Consider the following 20,578-nt stretch of genomic DNA (forward strand, 5'->3'; position numbering starts at 1 on the left):
TAACTCATTATATATTACTTAGCCTTGGAAGGGGTAAGCATCGTCTTGATGGTCATAAGGATAATACGGATGTCAAGAGGAAGTTTCGGTCTTGAGAGTATATATATGAGATCGTATGTTAATTTCTCTTCTGGTGGTGTATCGTACTCTCCATATACCTGAGCCAGTCCCGTAATACCCGGTTTAACCATAAGTCTCATTCTGAAAAGTGGTAGTTCTTTTTCTATTTTTTTGTACATCTCAGGTCTCTCGGGTCTAGGTCCTACCGTTGACATGTCTCCTATAAGTACATTAAAAAATTGGGGTAACTCGTCAAGACGGGTTTTCCTGAGGAATTTACCTACTTTTGTTATGCGAGGATCATCTTCTGTGGCAAGAACGGCTCCTGTATATTTTTCAGCATTGGGTATCATGGTACGGAATTTAATGACTTTGAAGGGTTTACCATTTCTTCCTAAGCGAGTTTGCAAATAGAAAATAGGACCCGGGCTGTCTATGTATATGGCAGCTCCAATAAAGGGCAGAAGTATAACTGTAATCATACTTCCAATAAGTCCCATGATTATATCCATAACACGTTTAAAAAATCTTTCTGCTGGGGATATGATAGGGGCTGAATAATATAGAATGGGGTGACTACCCAGAGATAGAAATTTTGATGCATGAAGAACGATATCGGCCGGCTTGGGTTTTATAAAGATATCCTTTCCCTTTTCAATAGCTTTGAGAAGTAAAAGTGCCTCTTGTTCACTTTTTATCGAAGATGCTATTACAGAATCTACCTTGTCAATAACCTCTGGTGAATTGATGGGTATACCAGATATATTGTCTATATGAGTTTCTCCAATAACTCCAACTGTCTTTTTTATCCAAGATAATCCCAGCTTTCTTTCTATGTATATAGCTATCGTTAACATAATAATCTGGAGAATGAAGGCTATTAAGAGAATAGAGCGGGGTAGGGCGAAGGCATGTAAGAAGTAGTTAAAGGTTGACCATATGAATGTTGTAATTAATGAGGCGGCGGCGAATCCAGAGATTTCTTCTAAGGCAGAGAGGTTGATACGGGGATAGTTATCCATAATGAGGGAGATGAGTATGAATGCTAAAAGAGTTAAAGGAAATATACGTGAAAAATCCGAAAAATTTTTTTGTGGGAAAGGATAGCCGAAGCGTATGAAGAAACCTATATAATAGCTTACTGTAAATATAACAAGATCCCTTATAAAACGACGTATATGAATCATGTGTTTATTAATCCCCCTATAATGTCTTCATCTGTTATGCCATATTCTTTTATCTTTTTAAATAGTGCCTGTCTAGATATACCCAATTTCTTTGCAGCTTCTGTTTTATTGCCACGGCACTGCTTTAGTACATTAATAATAGTCTCTTTTTCTACCTGTTTTATAATATCTTTTAAAGAGACAAATTTACCGTCGGGAACGGGAATTGTTGAAAGTGTATTACCCTTTTCTTCCTCCGACTCAGATGTGTCAGATAGATTTTCCAGTTTCTTCCCTAATTCTTGGGGAAGAGCATGCACATCAATGTATGCATTAGCTGACATGGCAATTGCCCTTGCTATAATATTTTCTAGCTCTCTAACATTACCAGGATAATCATAGCTGGTAAGCAAGTCCATAGCCTTTTTTGTGATGCCTTTAACTTTAATGCCATAGGCCTTAGAGTATTTAGAAATGAAGTAAAAAACAAGTTCGGGTATATCTTCCTTTCTTTCTCTTAGCGGAGGAATGTGAATATGTACAACATTAAGTCTAAAGAGAAAATCTTTGCGCAGTTTCTTCTCCTCTACAAGTTTCTGTGGATCCTCGCTAGAGGTGCCAATGAATCTGATATCAAGGGGGATTTCCTCATTATCTCTTTGTATACGTTTTTCTCCAATAATGGGTAATAAGAAACCTTGTGCGGCAAAGCTAAGGTCGCCTATTTCGTCAAGTAGTACAGTTCCACCTTGAGCGGAAAGTATTTTTGCTGTTATCTCTCCACTTTCTATGGTTTCCTCGGTGATGGCAGAACACGGTATATGTATGAACGGTTTGTCAGCTCGAGAGGATACATTGTGTATGCTTCGTGCTACATGTTCTTTGCCTACACCACTTTCTCCTGTGATAAGTATATTGACAGGTGATTCGGCAATTTTTCCTATAATTTTAAAGATATTCTTCATGGCGTCAGATTTACCTACAAGTATGGAAGATGACGGTTCAGATGACGGTGAAAGCACTTCTACTTCTCTAAGTGATTCCCTATAGGCCATAGCTTTGTGAAAGATATCAAGGATGTCTTCAATATCGAAGGGTTTGACAATATATTCAAAGGCTCCTTCTTTCATAGCTGTAATTGTGTGATTTGCGTCTCCATAGGCGGTAAGCATTATAACCGGTGTATTGGGTAGCAATTTTTTTATCTTCTTCAAAGCTTCCATTCCATCAATACCGGGCATACGAATGTCAAGAAATACAACATGTGGTTTGTTTATGCGGGCAATATCTATTGCCTCGCCTCCGTTACGGGCTTCTATGACAAAAGCCTCCTCCTCAAGTATTTCCTTGAGAAGGAGGCGTACACTGTCTTCATCATCCGCTATGAGTACTGTTGGTTTCTTGGCCATAGACTCACCTCTTTTTATGAGGCCTTTGCCTGTTTCTTGCGATATATTTCAGGTCTCAAGTCGAGGCCTCCGCCAATACGTTTTTCTGTTTCCTTATCAAAGAAATGACTTTTTGTCATGTCAAATAGTAGCTCTTTGCTTTCTTCAGGTTCAATGAGTGTAAGCGGAGAAACATGTCCTATAACTTTGAATCTTCCTCCAACCTCATAGTGGGCAAAAGTTTCTGCGCCCAATCTTTCAACAACTTTGACTGTTCCTTTTACTATCCAGCTATCATTGATCTCCTTGTGGTACTCTTCTTTAAGATGTACATCCTCAGGTCTAATACCAAGGATAATATTTGTTGGTGCGTTTTTCTGCTTAAGAAGACCTGCTATGTCTTCTGGTATGTGTAGTTTAATATCTCCTTCAGAGACAAACCACATTTGTCCATTTTCTTCGACCAGTTGTCCTTCAATGAAGTTCATTGGAGGAGAGCCGACAAAACCGGCAACGAATATATTGGCAGGTATAGAGTATATTTCAAGAGGGGTTCCCACCTGTTGAATTTCTCCTTTTTTCATAACTGTTACCCTTGTGCCTAGTGTCATTGCCTCTACCTGGTCATGGGTAACATATATGGTAGTAACACCCAACTGTCTGTGAAGTTCGAGAAGTTCAGCTCTTGTTTGTACCCTCAATTTTGCATCAAGGTTGGACAATGGCTCATCCATAAGATATGCCTTAGGTTGCCTGACAATTGCCCTTGCCAGGGCGACACGCTGTCTTTGACCACCAGATAGTTCACCTGGTTTTCTGTCAAGGAGCTCTTCGATATGAAGCATTTTTGCCGCTTTCAGTACCCTTTTCTTGATTTCGTCTTTTGGGATTTTTCTCAGTTTTAGGCCGAAGGCTATATTATCAAATACTTTCATATGTGGGTATAGGGCATAGTTCTGAAAGACCATAGCAATGTCTCTATCTTTTGGGGGAAGGTTATTAACGACTTTACCATCGATGAGTATTTCGCCCTTGGTAATGTCTTCCAATCCTGCAATCATGCGGAGCGTTGTTGTCTTACCGCAACCAGATGGCCCAAGGAAAACCATAAATTCTCCATCCTCTATTTTTAAATTTGCATCTTTAACAGCGATAACCTCTCCTTTTTTTGTGGGAAATATTTTCCATACATGATTAAGAACAATTTCTGCCATAGTGCATCCTCCTTTCCTTAACGGGTATAATTGTAAGGAGCAGCTTTACCCGGTCCACTAAATTGATTTTTTAGCCAATCCCAGTAATTAGATTCTATACTAAATGATGGTACACCGCTGGTATTGGCAAATTCCTCTGGATTTTCATATCGCTCTTGTATGAGGGCTTGCTTTTGTGGTAGGTAAACCATATAGTAAGAATACAAGAAACCCACGAGTAATATGGTTATAACTGTCAGCACAACAAATCCTAATATGTTTTTCTTGATATATTTCAATACTTCCTTCATGGCTACCTACCTCCTCAGTGTTATCATTATAAACTATACCTTCTTAATAGAAGATACCAGAGTACTAATACTTTTAAGTATACCTACAAGTTCTGGGGTGGCACCTTCTTCTGCAATAATATCCTCAAGTTCATGAAGGTCACCGTAGATTTGAGAGATGAGTTTTAGAGCTTCGCTGGTGGCATCTCTTCTAATAGGCACTGGGTATCTTTCTGGCATGTCAGGTTTAAGAACAACCGAATCTTTGTACTGAGGAATGAGAACCTTATATCCCCTTTTCTTAAGTAAGTTGGCAAAGGCCAGTCTTTGATCATCTTCACCATGGGTTAAAATGAAGTATGGTTTCGTCTTAAAGAATGTAGCCCATGTTAAAAGATCATCTCTGTCTGCATGGGCAGAGAAACCATTAATAGTGAATACCTTTGCCCTGACCTTAACTGGTTCTCCAAATATCTTTACAGTCTTGGCACCGTCAACGATAAGACGACCCAGTGTGCCTTGGGCTTGATAACCTACGAATATAAGTGTAGTTTGTGGTTTCCACAGATTATGTTTAAGATGATGTAGTATGCGTCCACCTGTGCACATTCCACTGCCAGCTATTATTATGGCGCCGGACACATCATTAAGCTTTTTAGACTCTTGAGAACTTTCTACCATGTGTAGATTGGGAAGATTAAATGGTGAGTCTCCGTCGATGAAATATTTCTGGATATATGGTTTGTAAGAGGCTTTGTACTCGTTATATATTTCCGTTGCTTTGCTAGCCAATGGACTATCTAGATATATAGGGACATCTTTAGGAAGCTCTCCTGATTCCCAGAGTAGCCTTAACTCGTATAGTATTCTTTGGGTTCTTTCTACGGCAAAAGATGGTATGAGGATGTTGCCACCATTTTTTAAACCGTTGACTATAGCGTCGCGAAATTCTTTTCTTGTCTCTTCAAGACTTTTATGTTTACGCCCGCCGTATGTTGTTTCCATCACAACATAATCTGCCTCTTCAATGAGAGTAGGGTCATGAAGCACTTCATTGGGTATTTGACCCAAATCTCCTGAAAATACAATTTTTTCGTTATCCATATGGTCCCATATCTCTACGCTGGCGGCGCCGAGTATATGTCCTGCATCTCTAAATCTTATTTCTACATGCTCATTTAGTGGATATCTATTGTCGTATGATATAGGAACAACAAGGGGAAAAACTTTTTCCACATCTTCTGTTGTATAAATAGGCTTGATTTCAGGAAGCCCTTGGCGTACCCTTTTCTTGTTGATACGTTTAATTTCTTCTTCTTGTACATGGGCAGCATCTAGGAGCATAATTCTTAATAGTTCAGCTGTTTGTGGGGTGGTTATGATTTTCCCTTTAAATCCCCGCTTGACAAGAAGAGGAAGTCGCCCCGAGTGGTCAAGGTGAGCGTGGGTGAGTATAACATATGGTATTTCTGATGGTTTAAATGGAAATGGAGCGTCGTTTTTGTGTTCGGAATGGCCCTGAAACATTCCACAATCCACAAGAAACTGAATATTGGTGTCGTGAACAAGATAACATGATCCGGTAACTTCACCGGTTGCACCTAAAAATGTAATTTTCACTGTGTATCCCTCCCTAAGTGGTAATAAAAAATGCGTTTACTGAAGGCATTGGGAGTTTCTCCCCTGCCTGGTTCATCTGGAGCGCTACCTATAATACTGTCCATATGAGATTCTAAATCTTCTATTGCGTGAACGATAAGGGCCTCTGGGGTCAAAGGAACAACTGGTGACCCTTTTTCACGCTCGCCATGATGAGACAATACTATATGCTTGAGCGCTGTTAGTTTTTCTGGTGCTATAGGTATGTATTTAGATACCTCGATAAGGAGTTCGTATCCCATAGCGATATGTCCAAGAAGTTCTCCTTCTTCGGTCCATCCTGTGCCAGGAATTTCTCTTTGTTCTAAAATTTTGCCTATATCGTGGATAAGTGCGCCAGCAACGGCAATGTCTCTTATAACAAAGTCTTTGTATTCTAAGGCAATTTTTTCGACAAGTCGCGCTGCTTTCACAGAGTGTTCAAGTAAGCCTCCAATTCTGGCATGGTGTATCTTAGAGGCAGCAGGATAATGCCAGATACGTTTTAAAGTGCTATATAGTTCTGAAGGTATATCTTTTCCAAAGAAAATACCAAGAAGTAGGTTCTTTATCTCATTGTCCTGTGTTCGATTAATAAGATCTTTTAACTGGTTTTCTATATGTATAAGTTCTTCTTGGCTGAGTGAAGGAAACAGATGTTTTTTTGCCTCAGGAGATAGTTCATCGATACTATATGTATTCATTATCTCTGTCATATAGAATGTTTTATTGCCGTTATAATTGCCTACATTACCCCTGACACGAATAATGCTTCCACTGCGAGGAGGCAGAGGGGATTTTAGAAATGCATTTATGCTTCCCGATTTGTCATTGATAATTAGTCGGGAAAAACGCTCTCCTTTTTTCGATGAGAATGTATATGCCTGTGATACATAAACAAGAACGATAACATTTTCCATGCCTTCCTTGAGCTGGTCTATCTTTTTAATCTTTTCTAGATTCACTATCTCGCCTCCTTTAATATTTTATGTGTTACCCATGCCATTGCAACATGTTCAATAGCCTCTAATTTATAATACGCATCCCATAGGCTGGTAGTAGATACTACACTAATGCCATGTTTTTCCATGAGTACGGCAATAGCTCCTTCTGCAATTCTATTGGAGATGTCTTCTGCTAGCTCATTGGTACCTGATGGAAAGAAAGGAGATATTGCTATTTTCCCTATAAGCATAGAAGTTTCAGGAAAAAGATGGGTGGGTATGTTTGTAGGACCAATTGAGAACCCCATAGCGTATGGGGGATGAGCATGTACCATGGCTTTTAGATCGGCATTTTTTTGGTAGGTGTATAAATGCATTTTATATTCCGATGATGGTTTGCCTTCTATAAAATTACCATTGATGTCGATGATGGCTATATCTTTGGGTGAAAGATTGACTTTGGGAATGCCACCGCGGGTGATATAAATAAGGTCATTTACTCTTATAGATAGGTTGCCTCCGTATCCACCGTTGAGATTCTTTTCATAAAGCCTGCCAGCTACGTCTATTATTTCTTGTTTAATATCATCCATACGCATCACCTCAATTTTATACGCCTTCTATGAAAATTGTAGCAATAAGTAGTATATTTATATGGGTAGTTGGAGGTGATGTCATTTTATGAGTATAGAAAGTTTGTGGGAAGATTATGTAGATGAAACTGTTAAAAAGCTGAATTTACAGATAGGATATTTGAAAAACGAGCTTGATACTATTCATCATACATATGAGAGAAAATTGGCGCATATGGAGAAAGCTGCTCTTGAAAAGTTTATGCAAGATCTTCTACCTGTTCTTGATGATATATGGCAGGGAGCAGTTCATGACAGCTCATGGGCTATGGTATGGGGAAAATTAAAAAATATCCTATCCTCCCATGACATTAGAGTCATCGATAGTGTTGGTATGGATTTTAATCCTATGGAACATCAAGTTGTTGCTATGGTGGAAGGGGAGCGGGGTAGTAGTGGAAAAGTGGCTGAAATTATCAGGCCCGGCTACAAAATGGGTGATTTTCTACTGCGTCCTGCTCTTGTAAAAGTGTATAAATAACATTTGGGAGGTGGAAGTAGTGGTTAATTATGATGCCGTTAAGATTCACTATGAGGTAGTTACTTCTGATTATTATGTCGAAGATGAGGAGATTGCATTTGTTGATGTTGTATTTGGTCAGAGCGAGAAATTTAGAATGAAACCTGTGGGTGTCCTAGACTATAAAGTATGGATACCTGCAGATGATGTGGAAAAGGTTAGAAGACATGCAGCAAAGGTTGTTACCCGTGTGAGGCAGGATGGTAGCGATGTTTTGAAGGTTAAACTACCTGTTAAATTAACGAAAGAAGAACTATTTGCCATTATTGAGGGTATTGGGCTCAGTGCTTACCAGTTTGTAGACTTTAAATCTGAGGGAGTCAAGGAGCCCAAAGAGGTTGTCTTCCTTGTGCCGGAAGGAGAAGGCTACGAACCAACCGTTGAAAAAGCCCTCATTATGGTAGAGGCAACAAACTATGCCCGCACTATTGCCAACCAGCCTGCCAATGTAGCTGACCCAGATTGGTTTGAAGATGTTGCCCGTAAGCTTGCCGAAGAATATGGTTTTGAGATAGAAATTCTTCGTGAAGAAGCCTTAAAACAGGAGGGATACAATCTTATCCTTGCTGTTGGACAGGGTAGTGTTAAAGAGTCTCGCATTATTCGTCTCACCTACAAAAATGGTGTACCTAAAAAGAAGCTTGCCTTTGTTGGTAAGGGTCTAACATTTGATGCTGGCGGACTTGACCTCAAGCCACCGACAGCTATGGATGGCATGAAATTTGATAAGAGCGGAGCCGCTATGGTGCTTGGTATTATGAGGGCAATTGCCAAGTTGGGGGTGAGTGATGTAGAGGTTCATGGTATTCTTGCCCTTGCTGAAAATATGCCAGATGGCGCTTCATATCGTCCCGGTGATGTTATTAGAGCAAAGAATGGAAAAACTGTTGAAATTACTAATACCGATGCGGAAGGTAGGCTGGCTCTGGCATCAGCACTTCAGTATGCCGATGGTTTGAAACCTGATATAACTGTTACAATGGCAACCTTAACAGGTGGTGCTGTGGTTGCACTGGGTTCCTATACTGCAGCTATATTTAGCAATTCTGATGATATTGTTCAAAAAGTTAGAAAGGTTACCCAATACACAGGTGAGAAGATGCATAGAATGCCGCTGGATGAAGATCTTAGAGAAAATATGAAAAGTAAGGTTGCAGATATTGTTAATAGTGCAGGTAGAGAAGGAAGTCCTGTGACAGCAGCTCTCTTCCTGAGAGAGTTTATACCCCAAGATACGGCATGGCTACATATAGATATTGCCGGTACGGCAACAACAAAGAAGCAATGGCATTACAATCCTCCAGGCTCTACAGGATTTCCAGTAAGAAGTATGACAGCCCTTGTGGAGTTGATAAGCGGTGAAAGGTAAGTTTACATTACTGGCAGTTATTTTAGTATCTCTTGTATTTGCATTTGTGTCCTGTGGGCAGGTTTCTGCCCCACAGGACTTTTCTCATACCTTTTCACTGAAATGCGATTATGGAGTGCATGAGGAAGGTCCTGAAGCTATACGATTGTTTCATGATGCATGTATTTCACCATGGAACACACATATTTATCCCTTGATGAATGTCAACTTCAAAGAAGTAAAGTACGCCATAGCGGTGTCTACCAGTAAGACCCAAACAGCTACTCTTCTTGTACTGTCTACGCCCGATGGAAAAAGGTGGTCTATTCTCCATGCAGAAAAGGTTGTTGTTAAAGCACCTTATACGACTTTTTCAGGTGATATTAAACTTACAACGACATTAACAATGGCTCGAGCCATAGAGTTTGCTATTGATGGTAAGCGTGTGTCTCCTGAGCATCCCGATGGTGTTATGCTTATTTATAGTGAATTTGTTCTTCCCCGTTATAAACGCCCACGGTGTACGTTGCAGAATAGGGCTATTGGTTCTCTTGTGTCCACCTATCTTTACAGAAAGGTATGGGTACATGATATCGGATGTCAGGTATATGTAGAAAAATTGCCTATAAAGGTAAGAGTTATTAATGCCCCCGCGACAGCAACGGTATATGTTCTTACAGAAACTGGTACATTATCAAGGGATTGGCAAGTTGTTGGTACTATGTCTCTTCCATCTGAGGGGATAGTTTATACATCTACATTCACAGTTAACGGTAATGTGAGATTTGTGAAAATACAAACATCCCAGCTTTCTGATTATTCCTGGGTGGTTACCTCTAAGATAGGATCTAAGAAATAAGGAGGTGATAGTATGCCAGTTATAAAAGTACAGGGTGGTAACTGGGAGCGTTACGACAGATTGGTATGGAAAATTGTTGAAAAGGCAGTGGCATTGCTAGGTGGTCCGAGGCATCTGATTCTTCATCGTAATCTCACATGGCTTCCTTCTCTCGTAGAGGCAGCATATGTATGGCTTCTCTATGACATGGGTAAGAAAACCCAGAAAGAGATCGCCGCTCTCTTGGGACTTACACCAACTACTGTTTCCAAGATACTTTCTGCCAAACCTGAGGAAGTACGAAAGAAAATAGAAGAGGGAGCAGATATTGATACCCATGTAGCTGGTGGATTAGCTCGTTGGGCATATGAGGAGCTAAAGAAGGAGTGTGATTTGTAGTGAAAAGGGAATTGGGTTCGCTGAAATCTCTCTTACTTGATGCTGTGTTTGTTGCCACAGCTGTTGTGTTAGCAACTGTTTTGCATGCTATTGGTGGTAGAGTGGCTGGTACCATGTGGGTACCTATGTGGTGGGGAGCGTTTGTAGCAGGTATGCTTCTTGGACCTATTCATGGTTTTGTTGTTGGATTTTTAACACCACTTGTATCATTTATCGTTAGAGGAATGCCACCATATCCGTTCTGGCTTATATTTGCCATAGAAATTGGTATATATGGTTTTATGTGGGGAGCATCGTCTGCAATCATAGGAAAAATCAATCGGGATAGTTATGTTTCTCTCTATATTTCTTCTGTTATTGGCTTTATAATGGGTAAACTCGCAGCGGCACTTGTCTTAATGTTTGTTATTCCTCCCCTTGCCCCGAAAATGGCATCAAATTTCTTTGTCGCCTTTATGAGTGTACTTGTTTACTGGACTTTGAAGTCTTTACCTGGTATAATACTCATTCTTGCTATAGGTCCCATAGTTGTGAAGCAACTTAGTGCTATAGTAAATGTGGATAGCAATAAATTCGAAAATCGTTTGGAGAGTGAGTAAACATGGATACAGGCAGAGAGGTTAATATACGAAAGTATCTTGCCATGTGTGGAATAGATTCCCGTCGCAAGGTGGAAAAACTTATAAGAGAGGGTAATATCCGTATTAACGGAAGGCTTGCTAAGCCTACCGATAATGTAAAAATTGGTGTGGATAGGGTAACACTGGGTGGTAAGGTGCTAAAACCAGAACCTCCTGTCTATATTCTTTTTCATAAGCCCAAAGGTATTATTACCTCTAAAAAGGATGAAAAAGGTCGTATGACTGTCATGGATATGCTTCGTGGTGTGGTTATGGCCAATATCTTTCCTGTTGGTCGCCTTGATAGAGACAGTGAGGGGCTCCTTCTCATTACCAACGATGGGGATTTTGCCGATCTTATGTTGCATCCTCGTTATGGTAAAGAAAAGATATACGAGGTATTTGTTGATGGACATATTACGGCTAAAGATATTAAACAGATGAAAGAAGGTGTCTCCACTGGTGGCGAGTTATTAAAAGCCAAGGATGTCAAGATTCTTAGAAAGGGAATGGGAAAGACACTGCTTGAAATCACTTTGTCTGAAGGGAAGAAAAGACATATTAGACGTATGCTGGGTGCTCTAGGAAAGAAAGTTATTACACTCAAACGTATTTCCTTTGGCCCATTCACACTGAAGGGTATTCAGAAACCGGGAACATATAGATTTTTAACTGACAAGGAGATAAAGAACATCGTTGAACCATTGAAAAAGCAGTTTTATGAAAAACAAAGAACACGGAAAGGGCGTGGCAATAACCATCACCGCAGAAGGGGTGGGAGGCGATAGCCGTGAAGCTAACAATTCTTTATGATAATGAACCGAAAAATGGTTTAAAGCCTGATTGGGGTTTTTCTGCCCTTATAGAGACCGATAGTGGTAAAAGAGTGCTTTTTGATGCTGGAGAGAAACCGGATATTCTGAAATACAATATAGAAACACTGGGAATATTGAAGCCCGGTGAGTATATAGATCATCTTGTTATATCTCATGCTCACCACGACCATATAGGTGGTCTCCCTTATGTGTTTTCTGCATTTTCTATAGGGCATGTATGGTTACCCCGTGATGCTGTTATTGCAGGTATTCCTGACGAATCCATGGTTCATAGAGATGCAGAAGGTTGGATTGAAGAAGGTGTATATCTTCTAAAGAACCTGCCTTCTCGGGCAATTATGGAACAGGCCCTATATCTTAGAGGCGATCATGATGTGCTTCTTGTTGGTTGTAATCATCCAGGTCTTTATACAGTTCTTGAACAAGTTAATAGTCGCATGGGTAAATATCCCGATTGGGTCATTGGAGGACTTCATCTGTATAGAACTCCTGGTCATATTATAGAGAAGATGTGGAATGATCTGCGATATAAACTAAAAAAGGTTGCCCCATTGCATTGTAGTGGTGATAGAGCGAGACGAAGACTTGCTCTTGATTGGAAAGAAGGATATCTTGATGTAGGATTGGGAGACACTATAGAAATATAAAAAGGGGGCACGAGCCCCCTTATTTTATTTCTTCAAAACCTCGGGATTAACAATATTTTCAGGTATTTTTCCCGTTAGCACGGCTACGATACTAGATGCTGCCATCTGAGCCATCTTTCCCCTTGTTTCTTCTGAAGCACTGCCTATATGTGGTGTTAGTACAACATTATCCATTTTTATAAGCTCGGGATGGATCTTAGGTTCATGTTCAAAGACATCAAGTCCTGCTCCTTTGATTTCTCCATTTTTTAGTGCCCACACAAGCGCCTCTTCATCTACTATAGGGCCGCGGGCGATGTTTATGAGATAGGCACTATTTTTCATCTTTTGGAATGCCTCTTTGTTTAAGAGGTGTCTATTTTCTGGTGTTAGTTTGGCACATATTACAATAAAATCACTTTCTTTTAGCAGAGTATCCAAGTCTGCTTGTTTTGCATTTAGTTGTCTTTCAGTTTCCTCATCAGCTTTTATTGGATCATAGTAGAGCACGTTCATATCGAATCCTTTTGCCCTTTTAGCAACAGTTCTGCCTATGCGACCAAATCCTATGATTCCCAATGTTTTACCGTGAACATCTGTGCCCAGCATAAGCATAGGCCCCCATGTTTTCCACTGTCCACTGCGAGCATATTGGTCTGCCTCTACAACTCTTCTTGCAATAGCCATCAATAGTGCCCAACCAAAATCTGCTGTTGTATCGGTAAGTACGCCCGGGGTGTTAGTAACGATTATCCCCCTCTTTGTAGCCTCATCGATATCAATATTGTCGTATCCTACCGCATAGTTAGCTACAATTTTTAGGTTTTCTCCTGCAGCATCGAATACTTCTTTATCAATCTTGTCTGTAAGAAGACTGAGTATTGCGTCAGCTCCTTGTACTCTGCGCAACAGTTCTTCTCTACTTGGTGGAAGTTCATCTTCATGAATGTAGATGTCCCATCCCCTCTCTTTTAGAAGTTTTAAACCTTCTTCTGGTATTCGCCTTGTGACATAAATGTACGGCATATTCTCCCCTCCTTTACATATTTCTCACAAGTATGGTAGCATTAAAGTGAAAAATAGGAGGTGAAAGTAAACTTGAAGATTGTAGTGGCATTCAATGCATTTAAGGGAAGTCTATCTCCCGTGCAGGCGGGGTACCACTTTATAAAGGGATGGAATAGTCGTAGAAAATCAGATGAAGTTATACATTTTCCTATAGCCGATGGTGGAGATGGTACTCTTGAGGTGTGGAAGTATCACTTTGGTGGCCAGATAGAGTATGTAGATGCACACGATCCATTGATGAGACCTATTAAAGTCCCCGTCTTGGTTGATGACAATTGGGCTATGTTTGCTATGGCAGATGTTTCAGGTTTAGCATTGATCAATGACGAGCAGCGTGATGCTAGAAAGACAACAACATATGGCATGGGCGAAGTTATTGCCAGCCTAGTTAAAAGGGGTATCAAGGATATTACTATTAGCGTTGGAGGTAGTGCTACGGTTGATGGTGGAATAGGGCTATTGCTGCCTCTTGGATTTCCAATACACACTGATGGATATAAACTAAAACCTGAAGGACAACTCCTTTTACATGTAAAGGATATAGATATTCCCCGTAATTTAGGATTAAATATCACTGTTCTTTCAGATGTTGACAATCCGTTGGTAGGCGATATGGGAGCTGCTGTAGTATATGGTCCTCAAAAAGGCTTGTCTGAAGAAGATATACCGGTATTTGATGAGGCATTAAATAAGTGGGGGAGACTTGTAGAAGAAAAAGCGGGTGTTTCCATTTTAGGTAAACCTATGTATGGGGCTGCAGGTGGTGTATCTGTAGCACTACACCTGTTGGGTAGTGTAAAAACTGTTAGTGGCATAGAGTTTCTACTAGCTAAAGCGAATTTCTCTGAAAAGATAAAGGGAGCACATGTTCTCTTTACAGGTGAAGGTAAGATTGATAGGCAGACCTTTATGGGTAAAGCTCCGTATGGTGTAGCCCAAGCATTTAAAAAGATAACAGGTGGTAAGGTGATAGGTATTGGTGGCAGGGTAGAGCATGAAGAGATAGACTGGGGTGTATTTGATAGTGCTTTTACTTTAGTGTGTGGTCCTGTTAGTGTTCGGTATGCTATGAATCATGCCGATAGACTTATGAGAGACATTGCCTTTAGTTTAGCAGGTATGTTTTAATGAAAATAAAAAAGGGGGGCGATTGCCCCCTTTTTTATTTAGATACAGCGTTTTTGATGTGACTCATGAATACTGGTTCAGGAACAGCACCTTCAAACTGTCCCTTACCCATCTCATCACCAAGACCAATAACAATCTTGGGTACGCCGTAGACCTGCCACTCCTGAGAGAGTTTTTCAAACTCCATAGCCTCAATAGTAGCTGCTTCTATAATGTTTTTAGAAGCATATGCCATCTGATGGGCAAGTCTAGCTGCTCTTGGGCAGTAAGGGCAAGATGGTGTAACAAATACCCACAATCTTACACCTTCTGGTAGTTTCTCAAGCTCCTGTACAGTCTTAGGATTAAGACCATGGTCACCATTGCCAAGCATTATGATGTCCTCAAGAATTGTTGCAAACTCATAACCGGCTGGGATACCATAGAAACGGATGCCATAATCATTGCCCTCATGATCAAGCAAAATAACGCTTGTCATAAGTGGATAACCATATGGCTGAGATAAATAATACTTAGAAATTTCTTCTTTCTGTTCAGGATACCTGAGAATCTCAAGAGACAGCTTATCGGGAACGGCTGCAACAAGTTCCTCAAATAGTTCCTCTGTTGTTTCTGTGTACTGATTTTTTGGTATATCAGGCAGATCAATGCCCTTAGGTGGATTGACAAGTACCACCTTTACGGGATTCTTTATCCCGCTAAGTCTCTCTTTTACGGCTTTAATTTCATTTTCTCCTAAAAGTCCCACAAGACTTCACCTCCAAATAATCTTCTGTGCTATCTACATAAAGTTAGGTAGCCTTAAAATTATACCATATACTCTCTCTGTACTTTTACCAGAATAACATAACTTTGATACAATTTACCAGGTGGAGGTGATAATGTGAGGGATATCATAAGCATCGAAGATGCCATTAACCAGTCACGAATAAAAACCGTACTTCTTTTTATACTGATGTTTCTTATTTCTGCTGCCTTTGGCCTTGCCGTTGGTTATCTAACTGGTGATATGACATGGGGTATTACCCTTTTTGTGGGGTTTTTAGTATATCAGCTTGTTTTTATTATATTTGCACGACCTATCACACTTGCAGCTGTAGGAGCAAGACCATTATCTCCCGATGAATCATTGAAAGCACAGATGGTGCACAATATTGTCGAAGAGCTTAGTATTGCTGCAGGTCTTCCCAAACCTGAGGTGGGTATAATAGAAAGCGATGTACCCAATGCTTTTGCCACAGGAATGTCGCCCAAAAGTGGTATTGTTGTTGTAACTCGTGGCATTATGGAAATGATGAATAGAGATGAACTTGCTGGAGTGCTTGCCCATGAATTATCTCATATAAGGCATCGTGATATCGTTGTTGGTACTATCGCTGCAGTACTGGCTATGAGCTTAATGCTCGCTGTAAGAATTCTGATGAGGCTGACATTCTGGGGAGCATTTGGGGGCAGAAGAAGTAGAGATAGAGAAGATAGAAATCCCCTTGGTATGATTCTTGCCATTCTTGTTATTATTCTTGCACCTATTGCTGCAATGATGGTAAGATTTGCCATATCCCGCGAGAGAGAATATATGGCAGATGCTGGTTCGGCTATGATTACTCGCAATCCTGAGGCGTTGGCTTCGGCCCTAGAGAAACTCAAGATGTATCATGAATATTCCCGGCAAAGGCTTCGTGTGCCAGAAGAGTTTTCTCATATGTTTATATTTGATCCTCTTTATGGTATATCGTCTATGCTTTCAGGACTGTTCTCTACACATCCGCCTATTGATGAAAGGATTAAAAGGCTGAGGAGTATGACTGCATTATGATAGATATAACAGTGCCACATGTGGGGGGTTTTTACTGGTGGGACGATAAACCACCAGTTGTAAAGATGAGCTCTTCAGAGAAGTTTACTATAGGATATCTTTATATGTCTCTTCATAGTGGAACCCATGTAGATTTGCCAATGCATGTTGGTCTTGATCAAGAAGTTGTCTTAAAGGACATTTATAGTGTACAGGTTGTGGGAATAGACAAATTATATGAAGTAGATTTAGCGGGTGTTGATGGTATTCTTATAAAAACAGGGCAGGGTTTATCTCTTATGAATAGAACTATCGATAAAGACTACGTAGCTTTGAATGAAGAGAAAGCACACTATCTTGTGTCCAAGAAAATGCTTCTTGTAGGTATTGAAGCACCTTCTATTGAGAGGTATTCAGGTGATGGTTATATTCACACGTTATTTTTAAAGAAAGGAATCCCTATCTTGGAGAATATCAATCTCGAGTCTGTAAGAGAGGGTAAGTATAAAATGTTTTTATTTACACTGTCTATTGTCGATACTGTTGATGCATTGCCGGCTGTTGCTAAACTTGTGCATGTTGGGAGGGATGAATAGATGACGGCGACAATAACACTCTTTGGTATATCGGGTGATATATTGCTCTATGCTGTATTAGCAGTTGCATTTGTACTTTTTATTGTAGATATTGTTCTATGGTTTTCTCAGCGAGAATCTTATAGATGGTATGTAGGGCATCCCTATGAACCTGAGGATTATCTACTTCCCCCGATTTTGGGACAGCAGAAATTTTATTATGTTGATAGTATTGCAGCTTCGTTTTACAGGTTGATAAAAGATGGCTATCTTAAAGTTGTATTTGCAAAAGATAAGGCCATTATGGGGGAAATGACAAAAATAAAGATAAAAAAAGTTGATACTCCGTCAGATAAGGTTTTGGCTTCCATTTATGAATTAATTCCAGATTTGGTATCAGAAAGCGGATTATTCGGAGAAACACAGACAGATACCATCGATGTAGATGACTTGTATTCACATTTTGCAAAGATAGATAAGCGACAGTTTTGGGAGAAATACATGCAACTTGTTGATGATGCATATGAGGAAAAATATGGTAAACCACGAAAGAGTATAAAGGGTATTACCTATCTTATTGGAGCTTTTTCCGTATTATGGGCAGGAGTATCTGCATATGTGACGTATCTTACAAGAGAAGTTAACATGTATTATGTAGGTTATACCGTGTCTGTATTACTTGTGTTGGTTGGTCTTCTTATGTTCCGTATACATTACATGTGGTCTCCAACTGCTAAAAAGTTTCGAAGCAGATGGTTAGGTTTTAAAAAAGCTGTGGTAAGCGGAAATGTAGAGATAGATAATTTTTATGATTTGCTAGGCTATGCCTTAGCATTAGGTATTGTAGAACACTATTTAGATGTGGTGAAAAATCAAATTATTGATGGTAAAGTGAAAGTGGGTAAACCACCATTTGCTGAAACGGAGAAGTTATCATTTTCTGATATTAGAGCACTTGTAGGTGCAGTTAATATGCTTGCAGGTTCTTTGGGAGGCACTGGGAAGCTGTGGAAATAAAGAAGATAAAGTATGCGTATTTTCTCGTTTATGATGACAAGACTGTTCCTATTGAACCGGAGATAGTTGAAGAACATGAAAGATTGGAGAAAAAACGCGTAGTTATCCCTTCAGAAGCAGAAGGATTATATGTAAAGGCACTTACTAAAGGAATTTCACCTGTTAGAGAGCGTTTATATATCTCCGGAGCCATCTCTAAGACAGTAAAAGTAGAGGGTTCCCCCTTCCTGGATATACAATTTGAAGATCGTTATGCTGGAAGTTTAACGCTAATGGTTACTGAAGCGGGAGAGATTTTTATTCCGTCGAAACTTGTGAAAGCCTCATTGCAGATAGATATGGGAAGCAAACTTGTATTGGCTGGGGATTTAAAGAAGACGGAGGTAAAATTACGCAGGACATCATCTTTAGTTGTTAGGCGTCCCATTGTAGATAGCATTTTATCTGGTGATTTGGCTTCTTTAGTTATAGATGTGCCTGGGGAAGAATTTTACACATATAGTAGCGTTTGGAATGTGAAGGTTTACAAGATTGAATTTAAAGTTAAAGAACCGGGTGAGGGTGCTCGTATATATTCTTCTAGATTTCATCTATCAGCTAGTGATGCAGTTCTTCCATATTATTTATGTTTTACAGACACAGTAGGTAAGGTTGATATATCGCTTATGTCATTTATAGGTGAAAAAGTAGAAGTTTATGCTGGTAATGGCATGGAATTCCAAGGGGTATTTGCAAGTAATGTTTCTCCTGTAAATATGATACGGGAGCATTTTACCGTCTTATGGCATGATATATTTCCTGGTGAACTTCATTTTTCTGGTAGTGCTTATACAGACGAGATTTCGCGTAAGGGGTTATTGTATGCAGCTCTTGCCCGACAGCCCGAAAAAGACTATAGCATACTCATTGATATGCTTGGTTTTTATGGTCTTAGGGCACGCATGTTTATACCTTTCGATATGAGGATTTCTGAAAGTGTATTGTCTATATTAGAGTCTCTAAAAGATATTCCTGAGGAAGAAATGCCTATTGGGAATTATATTTCTTCTGATGGGAAAACTGGTATTAGTTTTTCCATAGTATCTTTTTCATTTCCTATAACGTTTGCTGGTACGGTACTTGATCCTGATGATTATGTTATTATCAAGATGTTTGGTGAAGACAGAATATATAAGTTAATGTTGCCTCGTGAAAGGTTAATAACCCTTATGAGAGGGTGGAATAATATGGAAAAGGAGGTATGAGTGTGAGGAAAGGATTAGTGCTGTTTTCAGGAGGGCTTGATAGTCTGGTAGTGGCATTACTTCTTAAGAGGTATGGAGTCCCCTTTGAGGGGGTGTATTTTGATGTGCCATACTTTGGCAGTGCAGATAGAGTGCGACGGCTAGCCATGATCCATGATATCCCTTTAAATGTCATTGACTTTTGGGACGACATGCAAAATATTATCCGAAAACCTCGCTGGGGATACGGTAGAGCACTTAATCCTTGTGCCGATTGCCACTTTGAAATGATCAAGAAGGCACTAAAGATGAGACATCTTTTTGGAGCCGAGTATGTTGTTACCGGTGAGGTGCTTGGAGAAAGACCCATGTCTCAAAGACGTGAAATCCTTGATGACCATCTTAATTATCTTGGTGATGATGCCGATTTGCTGCTGCGACCAATGTCAGCACGACTTTTGCCACCATCAAAGCCTGTTAGAGAAGGTTGGGTCCCTGATGAAATATTACTTGATTTCAAGGGGCGAAATCGTACACATATCATAGAACTTGCCGAGAAACTTGGTGCTAAGGAAATACCTACTCCAGCTGGTGGTTGTTTACTAACAGAGCATGTATATGCGCGTAGGCTATGTCTTCTTTTAGGATTATTAGATTATGTGCCACGTGACTTTGTATATATGTTGAAAATAGGAAGACATCTTATCAAAGATGGTGGAAAGCATTGGCTTGTTATAGCCCGTAATAAGGACGAATCTACAGAACTAAAAGCTGTTTATAATAGGCAGGGGATCTCATTAGAGGGTGTACAGACAGGACCATTTGCCGTATATTATACCTTTGATGCAGATCCTTTACCTTATGATGAAATGGCTTCCTATGTTGCATATTACTCATCTAAGATAAGAAAAATGGGAGCTGCTGATTATCGGTATGGCGATGGTCAACTTGTTCATGTTGTTCCTAAAAATCCTGAGGAGCATGGCTGGATACATCTTAGTGAAAAGAAAGTTATGTGTCCTCTAAAGGGGAGACTCCTATGAGGGTAAAATTATTTGCCAGATTTAGAGATATTCTTGGTGAGTATGTAGAAATAGAAAATGTGCGAACGGTAAAAGACTTGAAATCATATCTTCGGGCGTTATTGGCCCAGCAAGGATTAGATGATATTCCTATACTTGTTGCTGTCAATGGCTCGTACGTGGATGATAGTTATGAAATAAAACCTGATGACGAGATAGTAGCATTTCCACCTGTATCTGGGGGGTGACTTC

Annotated in this window: 23 protein-coding genes; 14 read left to right on the forward strand and 9 right to left on the reverse strand. The window is 39.9% G+C overall.

Annotation, left to right across the window (positions count from 1 at the left end):
• Positions 1-14: 14 nt before the first annotated feature.
• From GM182_RS02325 to GM182_RS02355, 7 genes are read right to left on the reverse strand one after another with little or no spacing between them, the layout of a single operon-like run.
• Positions 15-1,247, reverse strand: coding sequence for a sugar transferase (locus GM182_RS02325; protein ID WP_449186991.1), 1,233 nt, complete (start codon positions 1,245-1,247; stop codon positions 15-17).
• Entirely contained in the window at positions 1,244-2,635 is a 1,392-nt protein-coding gene (locus GM182_RS02330) for a sigma-54-dependent transcriptional regulator (protein ID WP_449186992.1), read from the reverse strand. Before GM182_RS02330 ends, GM182_RS02325 begins: the two co-directional genes overlap by 4 nt.
• 14 nt (positions 2,636-2,649) lie before the next feature.
• Complete coding sequence (locus tag GM182_RS02335) at positions 2,650-3,828, reverse strand: ABC transporter ATP-binding protein (protein WP_449186993.1); 1,179 nt, start codon at positions 3,826-3,828, stop codon at positions 2,650-2,652.
• A 17-nt stretch (positions 3,829-3,845) separates the two neighbouring features.
• Complete coding sequence (locus tag GM182_RS02340) at positions 3,846-4,118, reverse strand: hypothetical protein (protein WP_449186994.1); 273 nt, start codon at positions 4,116-4,118, stop codon at positions 3,846-3,848.
• Between the two features lie 33 nt (positions 4,119-4,151).
• A complete protein-coding gene (locus tag GM182_RS02345) occupies positions 4,152-5,717 on the reverse strand; it encodes an MBL fold metallo-hydrolase RNA specificity domain-containing protein (protein WP_449186995.1) in 1,566 nt (521 codons plus the stop codon).
• Entirely contained in the window at positions 5,714-6,700 is a 987-nt protein-coding gene (locus GM182_RS02350; protein ID WP_449186996.1) for an HD domain-containing protein, read from the reverse strand. Before GM182_RS02350 ends, GM182_RS02345 begins: the two co-directional genes overlap by 4 nt.
• On the reverse strand, positions 6,700-7,272 hold the full coding sequence (locus GM182_RS02355; protein WP_449186997.1) for a class II aldolase/adducin family protein: 573 nt from the start codon (positions 7,270-7,272) through the stop codon (positions 6,700-6,702). Before GM182_RS02355 ends, GM182_RS02350 begins: the two co-directional genes overlap by 1 nt.
• Positions 7,273-7,360: 88 nt before the next feature.
• On the opposite strand from GM182_RS02355, the gene GM182_RS02360 reads away from it, so the two are divergent.
• From GM182_RS02360 to GM182_RS02390, 7 genes are read left to right on the forward strand one after another with little or no spacing between them, the layout of a single operon-like run.
• Positions 7,361-7,792: a nucleotide exchange factor GrpE gene (locus GM182_RS02360; RefSeq protein ID WP_449186998.1), complete on the forward strand. Its 432-nt coding sequence runs from the start codon at positions 7,361-7,363 to the stop codon at positions 7,790-7,792.
• 19 nt (positions 7,793-7,811) lie between these two features.
• The gene (locus GM182_RS02365; RefSeq protein ID WP_449186999.1) at positions 7,812-9,200 is read left to right on the forward strand and encodes a leucyl aminopeptidase family protein; all 1,389 of its coding nucleotides are present in this window, start codon (positions 7,812-7,814) and stop codon (positions 9,198-9,200) included.
• Complete coding sequence (locus tag GM182_RS02370) at positions 9,190-10,038, forward strand: hypothetical protein (RefSeq protein ID WP_449187000.1); 849 nt, start codon at positions 9,190-9,192, stop codon at positions 10,036-10,038. The genes GM182_RS02365 and GM182_RS02370 overlap by 11 nt, the downstream gene beginning before the upstream one ends.
• Before the next feature lie 12 nt (positions 10,039-10,050).
• Complete coding sequence (locus tag GM182_RS02375; RefSeq protein WP_449187001.1) at positions 10,051-10,416, forward strand: hypothetical protein; 366 nt, start codon at positions 10,051-10,053, stop codon at positions 10,414-10,416.
• Entirely contained in the window at positions 10,416-11,015 is a 600-nt protein-coding gene (locus GM182_RS02380; RefSeq protein ID WP_449187002.1) for an ECF transporter S component, read from the forward strand. The genes GM182_RS02375 and GM182_RS02380 overlap by 1 nt, the downstream gene beginning before the upstream one ends.
• Positions 11,016-11,017: 2 nt before the next feature.
• Complete coding sequence (locus tag GM182_RS02385) at positions 11,018-11,824, forward strand: pseudouridine synthase (protein WP_449187003.1); 807 nt, start codon at positions 11,018-11,020, stop codon at positions 11,822-11,824.
• A gap of 2 nt (positions 11,825-11,826) precedes the next feature.
• A complete protein-coding gene (locus GM182_RS02390) occupies positions 11,827-12,519 on the forward strand; it encodes an MBL fold metallo-hydrolase (RefSeq protein WP_449187004.1) in 693 nt (230 codons plus the stop codon).
• Between the two features lie 24 nt (positions 12,520-12,543).
• Here the strand turns inward: GM182_RS02390 and GM182_RS02395 are convergent, their stop codons facing one another.
• The gene (locus GM182_RS02395; RefSeq protein ID WP_449187005.1) at positions 12,544-13,524 is read right to left on the reverse strand and encodes a 2-hydroxyacid dehydrogenase; all 981 of its coding nucleotides are present in this window, start codon (positions 13,522-13,524) and stop codon (positions 12,544-12,546) included.
• A 72-nt stretch (positions 13,525-13,596) separates the two neighbouring features.
• Between GM182_RS02395 and GM182_RS02400 the strand changes: the two genes are divergently transcribed.
• The gene (locus GM182_RS02400; protein WP_449187006.1) at positions 13,597-14,694 is read left to right on the forward strand and encodes a glycerate kinase family protein; all 1,098 of its coding nucleotides are present in this window, start codon (positions 13,597-13,599) and stop codon (positions 14,692-14,694) included.
• A 34-nt stretch (positions 14,695-14,728) separates the two neighbouring features.
• Here GM182_RS02400 and pdo read toward each other — a convergent pair whose 3' ends face one another.
• Complete coding sequence (pdo, locus tag GM182_RS02405; RefSeq protein WP_449187007.1) at positions 14,729-15,442, reverse strand: protein disulfide oxidoreductase; 714 nt, start codon at positions 15,440-15,442, stop codon at positions 14,729-14,731.
• A gap of 135 nt (positions 15,443-15,577) precedes the next feature.
• On the opposite strand from pdo, the gene GM182_RS02410 reads away from it, so the two are divergent.
• The 6 genes from GM182_RS02410 to GM182_RS02435 are packed head-to-tail and all read left to right on the forward strand — an operon-like array spanning position 15,578 to position 20,574.
• Positions 15,578-16,510 carry a M48 family metalloprotease gene (locus GM182_RS02410; protein WP_449187008.1) on the forward strand — a complete coding sequence of 311 codons (933 nt, stop codon included), beginning with the start codon at positions 15,578-15,580 and terminating at the stop codon, positions 16,508-16,510.
• Positions 16,507-17,085, forward strand: a complete 579-nt coding sequence (locus GM182_RS02415; RefSeq protein WP_449187009.1) for a cyclase family protein — start codon at positions 16,507-16,509, stop codon at positions 17,083-17,085. The genes GM182_RS02410 and GM182_RS02415 overlap by 4 nt, the downstream gene beginning before the upstream one ends.
• Complete coding sequence (locus GM182_RS02420) at positions 17,086-18,081, forward strand: DUF2207 domain-containing protein (protein WP_449187010.1); 996 nt, start codon at positions 17,086-17,088, stop codon at positions 18,079-18,081.
• Positions 18,072-19,325, forward strand: a complete 1,254-nt coding sequence (locus GM182_RS02425) for a hypothetical protein (protein ID WP_449187011.1) — start codon at positions 18,072-18,074, stop codon at positions 19,323-19,325. The genes GM182_RS02420 and GM182_RS02425 overlap by 10 nt, the downstream gene beginning before the upstream one ends.
• 2 nt (positions 19,326-19,327) lie before the next feature.
• Positions 19,328-20,347: an adenine nucleotide alpha hydrolase family protein gene (locus GM182_RS02430; RefSeq protein WP_449187012.1), complete on the forward strand. Its 1,020-nt coding sequence runs from the start codon at positions 19,328-19,330 to the stop codon at positions 20,345-20,347.
• The gene (locus GM182_RS02435) at positions 20,344-20,574 is read left to right on the forward strand and encodes a MoaD/ThiS family protein (protein ID WP_449187013.1); all 231 of its coding nucleotides are present in this window, start codon (positions 20,344-20,346) and stop codon (positions 20,572-20,574) included. Before GM182_RS02430 ends, GM182_RS02435 begins: the two co-directional genes overlap by 4 nt.
• Positions 20,575-20,578 lie beyond the last annotated feature (4 nt).

This window comes from Zhurongbacter thermophilus, from assembly GCF_026184435.1.
Taxonomy (GTDB): Bacteria; Coprothermobacterota; Coprothermobacteria; order Coprothermobacterales; family JAADFF01; genus JAADFF01.